The organism is Algoriphagus sp. oki45, assembly GCF_036245605.1.
GTDB lineage: Bacteria > Bacteroidota > Bacteroidia > Cytophagales > Cyclobacteriaceae > Algoriphagus.
This window is the reverse complement of the sequence record NZ_BTPC01000003.1, coordinates 242,254-257,718: the sequence shown is the minus strand read 5'-3', so window position 1 is coordinate 257,718 and position 15,465 is coordinate 242,254. Positions and strand designations below refer to the sequence as shown.

At 44.5% G+C, this 15,465-nt stretch carries 16 protein-coding genes and 1 tRNA gene; 9 read left to right on the top strand and 8 right to left on the bottom strand.

Annotated elements, in window-relative coordinates; translation table 11 throughout:
* Positions 1-57: 57 nt before the first annotated feature.
* The gene (locus tag AAA942_RS15175) at positions 58-1,242 is read right to left on the bottom strand and encodes a class I SAM-dependent methyltransferase (RefSeq protein ID WP_338221135.1); all 1,185 of its coding nucleotides are present in this window, start codon (positions 1,240-1,242) and stop codon (positions 58-60) included.
* On the bottom strand, positions 1,242-2,234 hold the full coding sequence (locus tag AAA942_RS15170) for an aspartate-semialdehyde dehydrogenase (RefSeq protein ID WP_338221134.1): 993 nt from the start codon (positions 2,232-2,234) through the stop codon (positions 1,242-1,244). Before AAA942_RS15170 ends, AAA942_RS15175 begins: the two co-directional genes overlap by 1 nt.
* 154 nt (positions 2,235-2,388) lie before the next feature.
* On the opposite strand from AAA942_RS15170, the gene AAA942_RS15165 reads away from it, so the two are divergent.
* The 4 genes from AAA942_RS15165 to scpB all read left to right on the top strand — a co-directional run bounded on the left by AAA942_RS15165 (position 2,389) and on the right by scpB (position 6,392).
* Complete coding sequence (locus AAA942_RS15165; RefSeq protein WP_338221133.1) at positions 2,389-4,899, top strand: lamin tail domain-containing protein; 2,511 nt, start codon at positions 2,389-2,391, stop codon at positions 4,897-4,899.
* 68 nt (positions 4,900-4,967) lie between these two features.
* A complete protein-coding gene (locus AAA942_RS15160; RefSeq protein ID WP_338221132.1) occupies positions 4,968-5,138 on the top strand; it encodes a hypothetical protein in 171 nt (56 codons plus the stop codon).
* A 194-nt stretch (positions 5,139-5,332) separates the two neighbouring features.
* Positions 5,333-5,716: a TraR/DksA family transcriptional regulator gene (locus tag AAA942_RS15155; RefSeq protein WP_338221131.1), complete on the top strand. Its 384-nt coding sequence runs from the start codon at positions 5,333-5,335 to the stop codon at positions 5,714-5,716.
* A gap of 115 nt (positions 5,717-5,831) precedes the next feature.
* Positions 5,832-6,392, top strand: coding sequence for an SMC-Scp complex subunit ScpB (gene scpB, locus AAA942_RS15150; protein ID WP_338221130.1), 561 nt, complete (start codon positions 5,832-5,834; stop codon positions 6,390-6,392).
* A 7-nt stretch (positions 6,393-6,399) separates the two neighbouring features.
* Here scpB and AAA942_RS15145 read toward each other — a convergent pair whose 3' ends face one another.
* The 4 genes from AAA942_RS15145 to era form a co-directional block, all read right to left on the bottom strand.
* Positions 6,400-7,020 carry a SprT-like domain-containing protein gene (locus AAA942_RS15145; RefSeq protein WP_338221129.1) on the bottom strand — a complete coding sequence of 207 codons (621 nt, stop codon included), beginning with the start codon at positions 7,018-7,020 and terminating at the stop codon, positions 6,400-6,402.
* Positions 7,021-7,174: 154 nt separating this feature from the next.
* Positions 7,175-7,354 carry a hypothetical protein gene (locus AAA942_RS15140; RefSeq protein WP_338221128.1) on the bottom strand — a complete coding sequence of 60 codons (180 nt, stop codon included), beginning with the start codon at positions 7,352-7,354 and terminating at the stop codon, positions 7,175-7,177.
* Positions 7,355-7,430: 76 nt separating this feature from the next.
* A complete protein-coding gene (der, locus tag AAA942_RS15135; RefSeq protein WP_338221127.1) occupies positions 7,431-8,744 on the bottom strand; it encodes a ribosome biogenesis GTPase Der in 1,314 nt (437 codons plus the stop codon).
* A 2-nt stretch (positions 8,745-8,746) separates the two neighbouring features.
* Positions 8,747-9,640, bottom strand: coding sequence for a GTPase Era (gene era, locus AAA942_RS15130; RefSeq protein ID WP_338221126.1), 894 nt, complete (start codon positions 9,638-9,640; stop codon positions 8,747-8,749).
* 67 nt (positions 9,641-9,707) lie between these two features.
* Here era and AAA942_RS15125 point away from each other — a divergent pair.
* A tRNA-Met gene (locus tag AAA942_RS15125) sits at positions 9,708-9,780 on the top strand.
* 31 nt (positions 9,781-9,811) lie between these two features.
* On the opposite strand, the gene AAA942_RS15120 is transcribed toward AAA942_RS15125, so the two are convergent.
* Both AAA942_RS15120 and prmC read right to left on the bottom strand, forming a co-directional pair.
* Positions 9,812-10,201: a DoxX family protein gene (locus tag AAA942_RS15120; protein ID WP_338221125.1), complete on the bottom strand. Its 390-nt coding sequence runs from the start codon at positions 10,199-10,201 to the stop codon at positions 9,812-9,814.
* A 22-nt stretch (positions 10,202-10,223) separates the two neighbouring features.
* Positions 10,224-11,063: a peptide chain release factor N(5)-glutamine methyltransferase gene (gene prmC, locus AAA942_RS15115; protein ID WP_338221124.1), complete on the bottom strand. Its 840-nt coding sequence runs from the start codon at positions 11,061-11,063 to the stop codon at positions 10,224-10,226.
* Between the two features lie 89 nt (positions 11,064-11,152).
* Between prmC and AAA942_RS15110 the strand changes: the two genes are divergently transcribed.
* The 4 genes from AAA942_RS15110 to guaB all read left to right on the top strand — a co-directional run bounded on the left by AAA942_RS15110 (position 11,153) and on the right by guaB (position 15,428).
* Positions 11,153-12,340, top strand: a complete 1,188-nt coding sequence (locus tag AAA942_RS15110; RefSeq protein ID WP_338221123.1) for an RsmB/NOP family class I SAM-dependent RNA methyltransferase — start codon at positions 11,153-11,155, stop codon at positions 12,338-12,340.
* Positions 12,341-12,609: 269 nt separating this feature from the next.
* Entirely contained in the window at positions 12,610-13,062 is a 453-nt protein-coding gene (locus AAA942_RS15105) for an ABA4-like family protein (protein ID WP_338221122.1), read from the top strand.
* A gap of 40 nt (positions 13,063-13,102) precedes the next feature.
* On the top strand, positions 13,103-13,807 hold the full coding sequence (locus AAA942_RS15100; RefSeq protein ID WP_338221121.1) for a hypothetical protein: 705 nt from the start codon (positions 13,103-13,105) through the stop codon (positions 13,805-13,807).
* 142 nt (positions 13,808-13,949) lie between these two features.
* A complete protein-coding gene (gene guaB / locus AAA942_RS15095; protein WP_338221120.1) occupies positions 13,950-15,428 on the top strand; it encodes an IMP dehydrogenase in 1,479 nt (492 codons plus the stop codon).
* Positions 15,429-15,465 lie beyond the last annotated feature (37 nt).

The window sequence follows — 15,465 nt, the reverse complement described above, 5'->3', positions numbered from 1 at the left end:
AGAAACATTTAGAATATTCATTTTCTGTCTCTATTATCTGAGACTGCCTACTGATCACTACATCCTTCTGCACCAAAAAACCTTGTATCCGCTTCCAGTTTTGGTTCCAATCAGGAAATCCTCTCCACCGTCCTTTAGCCCAAGTTTCTTTTTCAGTTCTTCGGCCCCCGTGACATAATTTCGACAGATTACATTGACTTTGCCGGCGGGGAAAAGAGACTTGATTTCCTGCTTTTTGGGAGTTACTTCTTGAACGACTTCAAAAATCCTTCCCGGAATACCTTCAGGGATAGTAGTCCCAGTATATAAATGGCTGTTTCTTTCCAGCTTTTTCAAACCAAATCGCTGGGCAAAAAGATGAAATGCTCCTGCTTTCAGAATTCCACTGACCGGCTCTACCAGATATTTTTCGGTTTCCCCCATTGAAAAATCAGCCTGTGCTTCTTCTTTTGGCTCAAAAGAAAATGTGTCAAATCCACTGCCTAAATCCACCACTTCAATTGTTTTGGAATTGGATGTATTTCCCTTTTCCCAGAAAAGGAGAAGTTCTTTCACCTCATTTTTAACAGAAACCACGGTGATTTTATGGATCTCAGGAAGTTCGGACCAAGCTTGGGAAATATCCAGCATAGGCGAAACTTTGAGGAGGATTTGTTTGCTTTTGGACTTCATCAAGTCCCAAGCTCCAATAACATCCGGCTCGCAGTCCTGGAGTTTGTAAAGTTTTTGGTTTCCGGTTCCACGCCTGGCTGGATCGGCATAGATCAGATCGAATTCAAGGTCAGTTTTCGACAAAAACTCCAGGCCATCCCCTTCGACAAATTCAAATTTGCCGGGATTTAATAGTTCAAGATTATGGCTTGCAATTTGAAAAAGTTCAGGCAGTCTTTCGCAATAAATTCCGGTTTCAAAACCTTGGCTCAAATGAAAAAAATCTACTCCTAAGCCTCCAGTAAGGTCAAGCATCACTTTCCCGGTCAATCCTTTTGCTTTGAAATGGGCGGTCTCTTTTGATGAGCTTTGCTCCAGAGAAATACTAGCCGGAAAAATCAAATCCGGATTTTCAGCCCAGGAAGGGAGTTTTTTGGCAATTTTCTGTCGCGCAGAGATTTGCTGCACAGCCATTTTCAGGTCAAAAGAAACTTTTCCCTGATACTTAAAAAGCAAAAGTGCAGGATCTTCCCGGAGATGATCCTGCACAAATTGTCTGAACTCAGCGCTATTGACCTCGCTGAGATTCATCAGACGAGTTTATTTTCCAAAAGGTATTCAGCGATCTGCACGGCATTGGTTGCCGCACCTTTTCTCAGGTTGTCTGCCACAATCCACATGTTTAGGGTATTGGGTTGAGATTCGTCTCTTCTCAGACGGCCTACGAATACCTCATCTTTTTTATGCGAGGTGATGGGCATAGGGTACACAAAGTTGGTCGGGTCGTCCTGTACCACGATTCCCGGAGCGCTTTCCAACAGACTTCTCACTTCTGCCAAATCAAAGTCCTGCTTGAATTCCACATTGACCGCCTCGGAGTGACCTCCCATGGTTGGGATTCTCACGGTGGTAGAAGTCACCTGAATGGTATTGTCGCTGAAGATTTTCTTGGTTTCGTTGATCATCTTCATTTCCTCCTTGGTGTATCCATTGGGCTGGAATACATCAATGTGAGGAAGTACGTTCATATCGATCTTGTGTGGATACACCCTAGGTGGATTTGCCTCGCCAGCACGCTCAGCCATCATCTGGTCTACGGCAGCCTTACCAGTACCGGTTACCGACTGATAGGTGGATACCACGATTCGCTTGATTCCATACTTGTGTCTCAAAGGCTCCAATGCCAACACCATCTGGATAGTGGAGCAATTGGGGTTGGCGATGATTTTATCTTCTTTGGTCAGCTCTTTTGCATTGATTTCAGGCACGACCAGCTTTTTGGTCGGATCCATTCTCCAGGCAGAGGAGTTGTCCACCACTACAGTCCCTGCTTCTGCAAACTTAGGAGCCCATTCCAAGGATGTACTTCCTCCTGCAGAGAAAATGGCGATTTCGGGTTTGGCTGCTACCGCATCAGCAAGACCGATCACGGTGTGTTTTTTACCCTTGTACTCGATCTGTTTACCTACCGAGCGCTCTGAAGCGACCAAAAGCAGTTCGTCATAAGGGAAGTTGTGCTCATCAAGCACTTCGAGGATTTCGGAGCCTACCAGTCCGGTAGCACCGACTACAGCCAGTTTCATGGTATAAATAGGTTTTTGTAAGGTAATGGGTTGCAAAAGTAAGGACTGTTGATTCATTTTCAGGAGCTAAGCACAAAATTTTAACGGGAAAGGATAGGTTGTTTTAAAACTGAATACTTAATAGTAACTTCAGCTTACTTTTCCCATTTTTTCCATGAATAGAAAAGCGGTACTAGTCTTTTTTGAAATTTTCCTTGCCTTGATTCGGCCTGAATTTGTTTTTACCCAAACTCAGTCTTTTGAATCTCCCTTTCAGATTCAGTCTTTTCCGGAGGAATTTCTTCCGGGTTGGTGGGGAAATGAGGTTCGCAGTACCTCAGCAAGAATTTTCCGATCTGGCAGTGCCGGTAGGGAGGGAAGCGGTGCCCTGGCGGTGCAGCCCATCAGCACCTTCAATGGAGTGCTTTGGGTTAGGTTGTCCACCGAGGGCTTATCCGATCCCAAGGTGTCATTTTGGGCCAGATCTCTTAGAAACGGTACTGGAAGTCGTCCGGCAGTGGTTTATTATTCTTGGGGGAAAAGTCTTAACGGGGAGTATGAAGGAAGAACAAGGTTAGGAGAGGAGAATGAATTTGGAAATGAGGATCAGGAATTCCGGAGGTATATTTTGGATCTGCCAGAGGAAATGAGGTCAGAAACGGAATTTTTTCTCAAGCTAGATATCGAATATGGTCCGGGTTCGGGTAGTGCTGCGCGTTGGCTGATGGATGATTTTGATTTCGGGGTAATTGTAGTGGATACTGATCCTCCCGGGATTGATTGGGTCAAGGGATATTCTGCTACCGAACTTCTTTTAGGCTTTGATGAGCCGGTAGATCCCGGTTTTGCTCAGATTCCATTAGCTTACACCTTGGAGGGAGAAAATCCAGAACGGGTTAGTTTGCTCAACGATTCCACGGCAATTCTTGCATTTTCCCAAACCTTGGAGGAAGGAAGATCTTATGAAATCGGAGTTAGGTCAATTCCGGATTTGGAAGGAAATTTCCTTCAGGATACTATGATTGCTTTTTCTTTTTTTGATCCTACTGCTTTCGAACTTAAGTCTCTGGTAATCAACGAGCTTATGCCGGCCCCAAGAAATGATCAGGATCTGCCCAATGTGGAATACATCGAGCTTTTTAATCCGGGAGAGAAAGAGTGGAGGCTAGGAGGGTTAGTTTTATCCAATTCCAGGACCTCAGCTATTCTTCCGGAATATTGGATGCCCCCGGGAGGCTATCTTTTGCTTTGCCCGGCAAATCAAGCCAGTCTGCTTCAGCCTTTCGGAGAGGTTTTAGCCATTGGTTCTTGGCCGACCCTACTAAATTCAGGCGATCAAGTCAGCCTAAAATCAACTGGAGAATTGCTGGTCGATGAGCTTTCCTACACTACGGCTTCTTGGGGTGGATCTGAATTTTCTGGAGGAGGATACAGTTTGGAGGTCATCAACCCCAGCATCCTCTGTGGAAACTCTAATTTTCTGCTTCCTTCCCAATCTCCCCAAAGGGGTACTCCGGGAGAACTCAATTCTGTGTTTGATCCTGATTTTGGAGGAGAGATGCCCATGATTTCCAGGGGGTACTTTTTGGATTCTATGCAGATTTTCATTGAGTTGAGTTATCCCATTTTATCCGTGTTTGGTCCGGGAAATGTGTGGCTTTCTCCTGAAGTGGGTATCGATTCGGCCTTTCTTATTTCCGGAAAAGAGATTCGAGTGTACCTCAATCGTCCGATAGAAGAGGGGGTTGTCCTTTCAATAAGTCTTACCGGACTACAAAACTGCTTAGGAAGTGAACTGCCTGAATTGGGGCCGATAAGTTTGGTTTGGCCTTCCCAAGTTCAAAAAGGTGACCTGATCCTAAATGAATTGCTTTTTGATCCCCTTCCTGGGGAACCCAAGTTTGTGGAAATTCGAAATACTACCCAGAAATATCTCAATCTGGAAGGATGGGCCTTGGGGAATAGAAGTTCAGACGGGCAGGTGGCACAGTTGAGGTTTTTTGGTGAAAGGGGCCTTTTTCTTCCTCCGGAGGGCTACTTGGCGATTTCTACGGATTCTACCCGACTGAAAATCACCTATCCCAAGTCCGCCTCAGGAAGGATGCTGCAGATTTCTTCCTTGCCCAGTTATCCCATCTCAGGAGGTACTGTGGTATTGGTCCGGCCAGATGGTGAAGTAGAGGAGGAGTTTCGGTATTCCAGCTCCTTGCATCATCCTCTTCTCCGCAACTCTAAAGGGGTCTCTCTGGAGAGAATTTCTAAAATTCCGGCAGCGGCGACCTCTGAAAACTGGCAATCCGCCTCCGAGGGGGAAGACTACGCTACTCCGGGCCGAAGAAACTCTCAGGACATCGAGCCCAAGGATTTAGAGTCAGTGATTACGATCGATCCCAAGGTTTTTGATCCGGAAGGAAGCTTTGGCCCCTCATTTACTACCATTTCCTATCTTTTGGATCAACCTGGCTGGCTTGGGACCTTCCGTATTTACACTTCAGGGGGTCAATTGGTGGAGACTTTGGGGCAGAATCAACTCTTGGGAAGGGAAGGGATATTTGTTTGGGATGGTACAGATGCCGAAGGACGCAGAGTTCGTCCGGGATATTATGTGCTTTTGACTGAATTGTATAATCTCTCCGGGGAGCTGATTGTCATCAAAAAGACGGTAGTGGTAGGGATAAAACTTTGATTTTCTACATTAATTGTAACCTAAAACCATTTTTTCTGTATATTAATAAGACAGAAAGATTGAATTTTATGGAACGCGACCTTATCACTCAAACCATCGAAAAGATAGTCCTCAAAGAAGGAAAAGAGCTACTGGAAGCTCAATCCTATCTGACCATGCGCTTTCGCATCTCAGTAGACCTTACTTGCCTTTCCAAAAGGCTGAAAAAGCTGATGCAAGATGAACAGGCTGTAGCCTAAATTTTCAACATATTATCCTGATTTTTTTATAAGTTATTGATTGTTAAGGGTTAAAAATTTTCACCGAATGGGCTTTATGGATTTATCCGTTGTTGGCTTGTCTTACTTTTTGGAAATATCGAAGACCGACGTATTTTAGGGAAATTAACCCATGTCAACGATTGGATTTTTCCAATCCTTTAACCCTAGAAGCTATGAGTCAGGAAGGAAAAACAGCATACTCTCCCGAAGAACTAAAGGAATTTGAAGAGATCATTTTGCAGAAATTGGCCGTGGCCAAGGAAGAATTGGTGTCTCTCAAAGAGACCCTGAGTAAGAAAAATGACAGTGGAACTGACTACACTGCTTCTACCTCCAAACTACTTGAAGACGGAGCGGATACACTGGAGCGCGAAAGCATGAGTCAACTTGCCGCCCGGCAGCAAAAATTCATCATCAATTTGGAGAATGCGCTGATTCGGATCAAAAACGGCACCTATGGAGTCTGCGTGGATACCGGGAAACTGATTTCTAAAGAAAGACTCAAAGCAGTGCCCCATACCATGCATTCCATCGAAGCTAAACTTGCAAAAAAGTAAACAATCCCTGCTTAAGCTTTAGGATTGTTTCTTCTACCTGCTAAAAGCTTATTATTATTGAATACCTTGAACATATCCAGGCTGGTTTTTTGACCAACTAGTAGCAAAAGAAATCTTGGAATTTCTTCATCGACATATCGAAGCACTGATTTTTTGTGCTCCCGAACCCCTTTCAGTCTCCGAGATTGTCAAATGTCTCGGAGAGATGTTTGAGGCGGAAATCCCTGTAGACCATGTTGAATCGGCTATTTACGACCTTCGAAAAAAATACAATCAGGACGATTTTTCCTTCGCCTTGGAGCATTTGGGTGGAGGATATCAGTTTTTGACTAAGCCGGCCTATCAGACATCCATCAGTATTCTTCTCAGACAGCAATCCCAGAAAAAGCTTTCGACTGCCCAATTGGAAACGCTTTCTATCGTAGCCTACAAGCAGCCCGTGACCAAGGGAGATGTGGAGCAGATACGCGGAGTGAATTCCGATTACTCGATCCAAAAGCTTCTGGAAAAGGAACTGATCGAAATCAAAGGTAAATCCGAGGGGATAGGACGTCCTTTGCTCTATGGGACTTCTCAGAAGTTTATGGAATATTTTGGAATCAATTCCATACAGGAACTACCTCAACCAAAGGACTTCTCTCAGCCTGAAAATCAAATCGGGGAGGAAAGAGATTAATTGAAAATTAGGCAGGAGTGACCTTAGCCAGTTTCGATACCAAAAACTTTTTCCCAGTACTTACCTCTTCACACAGCACGCGGGTTCTCCGCGTTTCTTTTTTGGTAAATTGCCTTCCTTGCAAGAAAAAGGATTGGCCTTCAGGTAAATCAGCCAAAAACTTCTCTGTCGAGTCTGTGGCTTTCAGATCGTATTTGCTCATTTCTTTCATGAGAAAAAGATCTTTTGCCGAACTGGCTGATGGATTTTTCATGTGAAGTCTCAAAGGGACTAAAATATCTCTGGGGAAGACCGACTCTACAAGCATGGGTGCCAATAGCTGCTGAAATTCTTTTTTCCATTCTTTTCCGTGTGGCGCATGTGCGAGGCCGTATCTTTCAAAAGTCCTCAAATGGGCCACTTCATGAATATAGGTGAGTAAAAACTGGTATGGATTTAAGTCTGAATTGAGTGTGATGGTTTGGATTTTTTGGTCTTTGCGGTATCTGAAATCGCCAAGTTTGGATGTGCGGGGAGCTTTGACATGAAAGTGAAAAGGAATCTCCTCCCAAAGCAAGGCGCAATAAGAAACAGAGGTAGGAGGCAGATGCTTGGTGAAAATAGAAATCAGGGCAGGAGGGATCTTCATGTAGGTAAAAATACCGGAATTTGGTGATTCCGGTGGTGGGCTGTGGCCAATAAACTATTTTTTCGGTAGTGGAGGTGAAGGTGACGGGTAAAAATAAGGACACAAAAAAAGCCTCAACTCAGTTGAGGCTTTAATTTCTTCTGTGTGTCAGTGATTACTGAACTGCAGTAGTGTCAGCAGCAACAGCAGCAGTATCAACAGCAGGAACTTCTTCAACTACTGGAGTCTCTTCTACAACTACGGTTTCTTCTACAGTTTCTTCAGTGGTTTTGTTACCGCAAGAAGCAGTAGCGATCAAACCAGCGATTGCGAAAATTGCAAATACTTTTTTCATTTGTTATGGTTTTCTTAATTACAGGGCAAAGGTACTAGTATTATTTTCAATTGTGCAAGCGCCGTTCAAATATTTTTTATTTGTTTTTATAAATGATTTTTACCGGAACTCCTTCAAAATCAAAATTTTCCCGGATCCGGTTCTCCAAGAAGCGGGTATAGGGGTTTTTGATGTATTGAGGCAGGTTGCAGAAGAAAGCAAACACCGGATTTTTGGTGGGTAATTGAGTCACATATTTGATTTTGATGTACTTTCCTTTCCATGCCGGAGGAGGATATTTTTCGATTTCTGCGAGCAAAACATCATTCAACTTGGATGTGGTCACCCGACGGGTCTTGTTTTCATAAACCTTCACGGCCAACTCAATGGCTTGGAAAATCCGTTGCTTTTCGGTCACTGAAGTGAAAATGATCGGGATCCATTTGTGCTCTCCCAAACGCTCCATCATCTGATCCTTGATTTTGTTCATGGTCTTGTGGTCTTTTTCGATCAAATCCCACTTGTTGACCATGATCAGAATCCCTTTGTTGTTTTTGATGGCAAGCCCGATCAGGTTGATATCCTGCGCTTCGAGCCCGCGAGTGGCATCGACCATGATAATGACCACATCGGATTCTTCCAAAGTGCGAAGCGAGCGCATCACGGAGTAAAATTCAATATCCTCCTTCACTTTACCTTTTTTCCGGATACCTGCGGTATCTGTGATGATAAAGTCCTTGCCAAAAAACTTATATCTCGTGTGGATGGCGTCTCGGGTAGTTCCTGCCTCATCGGTGACAATAGATCTTTCCTGACCGAGCAGAGCATTGAGAAATGAGGATTTGCCTACGTTGGGTCTTCCCAAAATGGAAATCTTGGGAACTCCTGCATCCGGGTCTTCCTCTCCTTCCTCGGCAAAGTGGGTAATTACCGCATCCAAAAGTTCCCCAGTACCGCTGCCACTCACTGCCGCAATTGGAAATATCTCATGATCTGAAAGCCCCAGAGCATAAAATTCGCTTGCCATCAGCGCTTTGTCTAGGTTATCGGCTTTGTTGGCTACGATGTAGAGGGGCTTTTTTGTCCCACGAAGCTCATTGGCAAACTCTGAATCCAAATCAGTCAATCCATCATGGCAATCCACCACAAAAAGAATGACATCGGCTTCCTCGATGGCAAGCTTGACTTGCTTTCGGATTTCTGCCTCAAAGATATCTTCAGATCCAGTGACATATCCTCCCGTGTCGATCACTGAAAAAAACTTGCCGGACCATTGGGCATGTCCATAGTGGCGGTCTCGTGTGACTCCGCTCAGGTTGTCCTCAATGGCTTTTCTTTCTTCTACCAGACGATTGAAAAGGGTAGATTTTCCTACGTTTGGTCTTCCTACTATTGCTACAATATTTGCCATGATTAAAGGGTGTCATACCCGAATTTTTTAAGTTTCAATTTGTTTTTTCTCCAGTCCTGCTCCACCTTGACAAAGGTCTCGAGGAAGACTTTTTTTCCAAAAAACTTCTCCAAATCTTCCCGGGCTTCTGTGCCAACTTTCTTCAGCATTTTGCCCTTGTCGCCGATCAGGATTCCTTTTTGGCTGTTTCTTTCGCAGAAAATAGTGGCCCGAATCCGGATGATCGCTTCTTCCTCATGAAAATCCTCAATACCGACTTCGGTGCTGTATGGGATTTCCTTTTTGTAATTGGTGAAGATCTTTTCACGAATGATCTCGGAGGCAAAGAACCGCTCCGGGCGGTCTGTTAGTTCCTCCTTGTCATAAAATGGGGGATGAACGGGGAGTTTGTCCAGAATTTCCTGAAGGATTTTTTCTATATTGAAGTTTTCTTTTGCCGAAATGGGGATCACTACATCAGCCTTTACGCGTTGGGTCCAATAGGAGGTGATTTCTTCCAGCTGTCCTTCTTTGGCAAGATCTATTTTGTTGATAACCAAAAGGACTGGAATTCCCGATTGATTGATACGCTGAATGACCTCCTCGATTTCTTCTTCAGTTTCGTAAAGGTCGGTGACGAAGAGAATGACATCGGCATCTTCCAGAGAGAGATTGACAAAGCCCATCATGCTTTTGTGTAGCTCATATTTGGGCTTTAGCATTCCCGGTGTGTCAGAAAATACGATCTGGTAATCTTCTGTATTTGTGATTCCGACAATTCGGTGACGGGTGGTTTGAGCTTTGGAAGAGATGATGGAAAGCCGCTCACCCACAAGGATATTCATGAGTGTAGACTTGCCTACATTGGGTTTACCGATGATATTGACAAATCCTGCTTTGTGGGATTGGGGATTCATTTTCCAAGAATTTTTTGCAAAGGTACTTGATTTTTGAGAGATAGTCCTTACCTTTGCATCACAATATCGCGGGATGGAGCAGTTGGTAGCTCGTCGGGCTCATAACCCGAAGGTCACAGGTTCGAGTCCTGTTCCCGCTACTACGAAGCCGATCAGAAATGATAGGCTTTTTTATTTTCTTTTTATCCCATCCAACGAAAATTTTCCTCCTCCGCTAAGCAGAAGTCCCATAAATGCGGCAAAGTAAAGGAGGGGTAATTCTTTTTTGCCAAAGGGATCATCCCAATGGGCATAAAATGCCGCCACAAGCATAGTAATCATCAATGGAATCGTCGCCCAGCGGGTCTTGAACCCCAAAATAATCAGTGCTGAACAAATCACCTCGGCAAAAATAGCCATGGATAGGCTGATTTCGGGTCCCAAACCAAAAGGATCCGCAAAGCGAACCGGCCCGTCTCCAAGCAGTCGGCCGATTTTCGGAATGCCGTGGGTCAGCATCATCCCTCCGGTAAGAAGCCGAACAAGCAGAAGACCCAAGTCCTGAGCTAGTTTATTATTCATGTCTACGAAGTTTTTTTTGAATTTAAGGTTTGACAGCAGATAGCATCCTGTCTTTTCCATTAAGGTCTTTATGGATAGTTACTCGGTCATATCCTTGTTTTTCCAAAAGACTCTGGATCTCCTCAGCGGCTTTTTCATAGATTTCAAAATATAAACGCCCCTCCTTTTTGAGCAGGTTTTTGCCCTTTTCGCCGATTACCCTATAAAAAATAAGCGGGTCCGAATCCGGCACAAATAAGGCCAAATGAGGCTCGTGATCTACTACATTAAGGTGCATTTCTTCTTTATCCCAAAGCGGCACATAAGGGGGATTGGACACAATAATGTCAAATTCTCTCAGGTCAGGTGTTTGGTTGAGAATGTCGATCAGGGAAAAATCTACCTTGGCATGAAGCAAGTCCCGATTTTTCTCAGCCACTTGAAGGGCTTCTTTGGAAATGTCCACCCCATAGACTTCCGGGGCCTTCATCTCCAAAGAGAGAGTAATCGGAATACATCCCGTTCCGGTTCCGACATCTAAAATCCGCAGTCCGCTTTGAGGGTTTTGGCTTTTGATCAGGTAGACAAGCTCTTCGGTCTCATTTCTAGGGATAAGTGTATCTGGAGTGACCAAAAAATCCCTTCCGTAAAATGGAGCCTTTCCAAGAATGTATTGAATCGGCATGCCGGATTGGAGTTTTTCAAAATCCTGCCAAAAGGCTTCCGGTAAATCCTTTTCTTCCACAAATTTCAAAAAATCCACCTTTTTCAATCCAAAATGATACTCCAATAACCAATCCACCAGATTTAGAGCCTCGGACTCCGGGTAAAGTTGGAGTTGAGCGGCAAGTTTACGGGAAAAGTCCATGTAGGAGATAGGCATATCCAAAGTTAAAATGCTTTTTCGGAGAAAAGACCACAAATCCCGGCATCAAAATTTTTCCTTGTACCTTTGCCTAACTATTTTCAGTCATGAAGTTACACAACAATACCATCCGGGGAGTGCATACCGCACTGGAAGCGATTTTTGAAGAAGGTCAATATGCAGATAAAGTAATCGAGAGAACGCTCAAGTCCAATCCCAAATGGGGGGCAAGAGACCGCTCGTTTATTGCGGAAACGACCTATGAGATGGTACGCTGGTGGAGGTTGATCAACTATTTGAGTCCTTCCAAGGGGTATTGGGATTTGTTTGGAACTTATTGGCTGATGCAGGGAAATGAACTTCCACCTTGGGAGGAATTTGAAAAGCTGAATCCCGCAAAAATCAAAGAAAAATACGAATCGCTAAGTAATCCAGCCCTATTGGAGTCGATTCCTGATTGGCTCCAAGACTTGGGGAAAAAGGAACTCGGAGAGAAATGGGATGCGGAAATTCATGCACTCAATGAAGAGGCCGAGGTAGTCCTTCGGGTCAATACCCTGAAGATTTCCAGGGAAAAGTTGAGAAATCGTCTGGCTGAAGATGGGATAGATACCTACATGATCAAGGGATATCCAGATGCATTGATTCTGGAAAAAAGACAAAATGTCTTCAGAAATTCAGCCTTCAAAGAAGGACTTTTTGAGGTTCAGGATGCCAGTTCCCAACTGGTAGCCGATGCCTTGGCTGTAGAACCGGGAATGCGGGTGATTGATGCCTGCGCCGGAGCAGGGGGGAAGTCCCTGCATCTGGCTGCTCTGATGGAAAACAAGGGTAAGGTCATTTCTATGGATGTGGAAGAGTGGAAGCTACAGCAGGCCAAGTTGCGGGCAAGGAGAAATGGAGTATCTATTTTTGAACCCAAACTTATCGAAGGAACGAAAACCATCAAGCGACTTAAGGAATCGGCTGACCGACTGCTTTTGGATGTGCCTTGTTCGGGTTTGGGAGTCCTGAGAAGAAACCCGGACACCAAATGGAAGCTTTCTCCGGAGTCCATAGAAAAAGTGCGTCAAACCCAGCAGGAGATTCTTCAGACTTATCCGTCCATGCTGAAAAGCGGAGGGCAAATGGTCTATGCCACCTGTAGTATTCTTCCTTCGGAAAATGAGGAGCAGGTCAAGCAATTTCTCCAAAGTGAAGCAGGAAAAGATTTTGAGCTAATTGAGGACAAAAAGGTCTTGGCTCAAGAAAGCGGATTCGATGGGTTTTACATTGCCCGATTGCAGAGGAAGTGATTTGTTCTTTGCATGCACCATCTGACAATATCCCCTTACTTGCGATTTACGATTTTGGATAACTTGATTTGCAGGAGATTCAAATATTCTTCTAAAATTCAATCTTTCAACTTTACCACTTTCCAACCTTACCACTTGCTGACTTTCCTCTTCCAAATCACCGGGCTATGGACATCCGACATCGGACCTGCTTTCTCCTCTCATAAATAATTTGCCTATTCCTTTATTATTCAGGTCTTTATTTTTTAATTTTAATCAAATTTTAAGTTATGGACCTAGAGCTGGTTTTTTCCTTCGCCAACTCGATTGCTTTTATTTGTTGGGTTTTATTGTTTGTTCTGTATCAAAAGCGATGGGTGTATAAGGCGCTTTTTTCTGTTGTATTTCCTCTTTTGGCACTGATTTACCTTTATTTCATCATTCAGGGGCTTTGGCATGAGCCGCAAGGCGGATTTGATTCATTGGCCAATGTTAAACTTCTTTTTTCAAATGATGAAGCTGTTTTAGCAGGCTGGATTCATTATTTGGTCTTTGATCTTTTTGTCGGAATGTGGATCTGTCATGATGCTGACCGCCGGACGATCAATCGATGGGTCCTGCTTCCCTGTCTATTGCTGACCTTTATGATGGGGCCTACAGGTCTTTTGCTATATGTGATTATCCGCGCTTTTTACATGAGAAAGTTTCCTCAGGAACCTTATGTGGAGAACCTGGTACACTGAGCTTAGTCGGAGAAATGGCCTCTTGGCCAAATCTGGAGGTTTGTGTCTCCTTCTTGGTGCTTTTCTACTCTTTCTTCCTCTTGTTGATCCCCGTGAACTTTTAGGTCAGTCCGTGTGGATGAAGCCTGCCAAATTCTTCCTGTCTATTGCCATTTATTTTTGGACTATGGGATGGATTATGGAAGAGGTAAAAGATTCTCGCTGGGTAGAAAAAATTTCCTGGATCACCTGGACCTTGATGCTGATTGAGTTAATCATAATTACCTATCAGGCCTCTAAGGGAAAAATATCCCATTTCAATAATGATACCCCATTGGATGGAGCTCTTTTTGGGCTGATGGGGTTGGCAATTACGGCCAATTCGTTGGTGGTGATTTTGGTTTTGATCAAGCTTTGGAATGCAAAACACCTTCCCCAAGGCTATTTATGGGGTTTGAGGCTGGGATTGCTGATTTTTTTGATCGCAGGATATCAGGGGTTTCTGATGGTGAGCTTACATCAGCATACTGTTGGCGCAGCCGATGGTCAGGAAGGAATTCCTCTTTTTGGCTGGGCTTTGACCTACGGGGATTTGCGGGTTTTTCACTTTCTGGGTATTCATGCCTTACAAATTTTACCCCTGATCGGATGGTTTGTATTCCGGGAAAGACCAATTCCTATCCTGGGGATAGCAATTCTTTACTTTCTGTTTTGTCTTTTTTTTCTGGTATTGGCTCTTTTGGGCAAGGGTTTGGGAATAGGGTAAAGGCCTATTTTCCAAAGCTTCTTTTATTTAAGCTTTATAAAAGCCGGGAATCCACATTTATTTTTGTTTTTGGCTAGCGCTGCAATGGTTTTTGTTTGTACCTTTGACGGGCAAATAGGGTTACCTACAACCAATATTTGCCATGAATCCAAACTCCTCGAAGTTCCTCTACGAAGCCCTCACCTACGATGATGTGCTTCTTGTCCCAGGTTATTCTGAAGTTCTCCCTAGAGACACCAATACTTCCACCTGGCTCACTAAAAAAATCCGATTAAACATTCCTCTTGTATCCGCAGCGATGGATACTGTCACTGAGGCGGAATTGGCAATTGCCATTGCCTTGGAGGGTGGATTGGGTTTTATTCACAAAAACATGTCCATTGAAAAGCAGGCTGCTCAGGTCCGAAAGGTAAAGAGAAGTCAGGCAGGGATGATTCTTGACCCGATTACCTTGGATATCAATTCCAGAGTAAGAGATGCTGAATCGATCATGCGTGAGTTTCATATCGGAGGGATTCCTGTGGTGGATGAGCACAAAGTCCTAAAAGGGATTATTACCAACAGAGACCTTCGCTTTATCAAAGACCCCAATCGCTTGATTCGGGAGATTATGACCAGTGAAAACCTCATTACTGCCAAATCGGGTATTTCTTTGGAGCAGGCAGAGGAAATCCTTCAGGAATACAAAATCGAAAAACTTCCCATCGTCGACGAAGACAATAAGCTAACCGGGCTAATTACATATAAGGATATCCTTAAAAGAAAAGATAAGCCGAATGCATGTAAGGATGAATATGGCCGGCTTCGAGTGGGTGCTGCTGTCGGAGTGACTGCCGATATCGTGGAGCGTGTAGAAGCGCTAAGAAGCGCTGGAGTCGATGTGGTTTCTATTGATACAGCCCATGGACATAGTAAGGGAGTAATCGATACCTGTAAAAAAATTAAAGCAGCTTTCCCGGATCTTGAAGTTATTGTGGGCAATATTGCTACTCCGGAAGCAGCCATTGCCTTGGCGGACGCAGGTGCCGATGCGGTCAAAGTCGGCGTAGGTCCAGGCTCAATTTGTACTACACGGGTGATTGCCGGCGTGGGGGTTCCTCAGCTTTCTGCGGTATTTGAATGCGCGGAAGCACTGAAGGATCGGGGTGTTCCGGTCATTGCAGATGGTGGAATTCGATATTCCGGAGATTTGGTCAAAGCCGTCGCAGCAGGAGGAAGCTCGATAATGATCGGTTCCTTGCTTGCCGGCACCGAGGAAGCTCCGGGAGAGATGATCATTTTTGAAGGTAGAAAATTCAAATCCTATCGGGGCATGGGTTCTTTGGAAGCCATGGAATCCGGGTCTAAAGACCGCTATTTCCAGGATGCAGAGGACAATATCAAAAAGCTTGTACCTGAAGGTATCGTAGGCCGTGTGCCTTACAAAGGACTGGTTTCTGAAGTGTTGTATCAGTTGGTAGGAGGATTGCAGGCTGGAATGGGATACTGCGGGACCAAAACCATCGAGGACCTACAGAAAAACGGGAAATTCGTGAAAATCACTGCTGCAGGGGTGAAGGAATCGCACCCGCATGACGTGAGCGTCACCCGTGAAGCCCCTAACTACAGCATCAAATCCTAAGATTTCTGATGGTTCCAAAAAGGCCCTTCCTTACCGA

Coding starts and splice junctions, on each gene's coding strand:
- AAA942_RS15175 (WP_338221135.1), bottom strand. CDS start 1,242: ATGAATCTCAGCGAGGTCAATAGCGCTGAGTTCAGACAATTTGTGCAG.
- AAA942_RS15170 (WP_338221134.1), bottom strand. CDS start 2,234: ATGAAACTGGCTGTAGTCGGTGCTACCGGACTGGTAGGCTCCGAAATC.
- AAA942_RS15165 (WP_338221133.1), top strand. CDS start 2,389: ATGAATAGAAAAGCGGTACTAGTCTTTTTTGAAATTTTCCTTGCCTTG.
- AAA942_RS15160 (WP_338221132.1), top strand. CDS start 4,968: ATGGAACGCGACCTTATCACTCAAACCATCGAAAAGATAGTCCTCAAA.
- AAA942_RS15155 (WP_338221131.1), top strand. CDS start 5,333: ATGAGTCAGGAAGGAAAAACAGCATACTCTCCCGAAGAACTAAAGGAA.
- AAA942_RS15145 (WP_338221129.1), bottom strand. CDS start 7,020: ATGAAGATCCCTCCTGCCCTGATTTCTATTTTCACCAAGCATCTGCCT.
- AAA942_RS15140 (WP_338221128.1), bottom strand. CDS start 7,354: ATGAAAAAAGTATTTGCAATTTTCGCAATCGCTGGTTTGATCGCTACT.
- der (WP_338221127.1), bottom strand. CDS start 8,744: ATGGCAAATATTGTAGCAATAGTAGGAAGACCAAACGTAGGAAAATCT.
- era (WP_338221126.1), bottom strand. CDS start 9,640: ATGAATCCCCAATCCCACAAAGCAGGATTTGTCAATATCATCGGTAAA.
- AAA942_RS15120 (WP_338221125.1), bottom strand. CDS start 10,201: ATGAATAATAAACTAGCTCAGGACTTGGGTCTTCTGCTTGTTCGGCTT.
- prmC (WP_338221124.1), bottom strand. CDS start 11,063: ATGCCTATCTCCTACATGGACTTTTCCCGTAAACTTGCCGCTCAACTC.
- AAA942_RS15110 (WP_338221123.1), top strand. CDS start 11,153: ATGAAGTTACACAACAATACCATCCGGGGAGTGCATACCGCACTGGAA.
- AAA942_RS15105 (WP_338221122.1), top strand. CDS start 12,610: ATGGACCTAGAGCTGGTTTTTTCCTTCGCCAACTCGATTGCTTTTATT.
- guaB (WP_338221120.1), top strand. CDS start 13,950: ATGAATCCAAACTCCTCGAAGTTCCTCTACGAAGCCCTCACCTACGAT.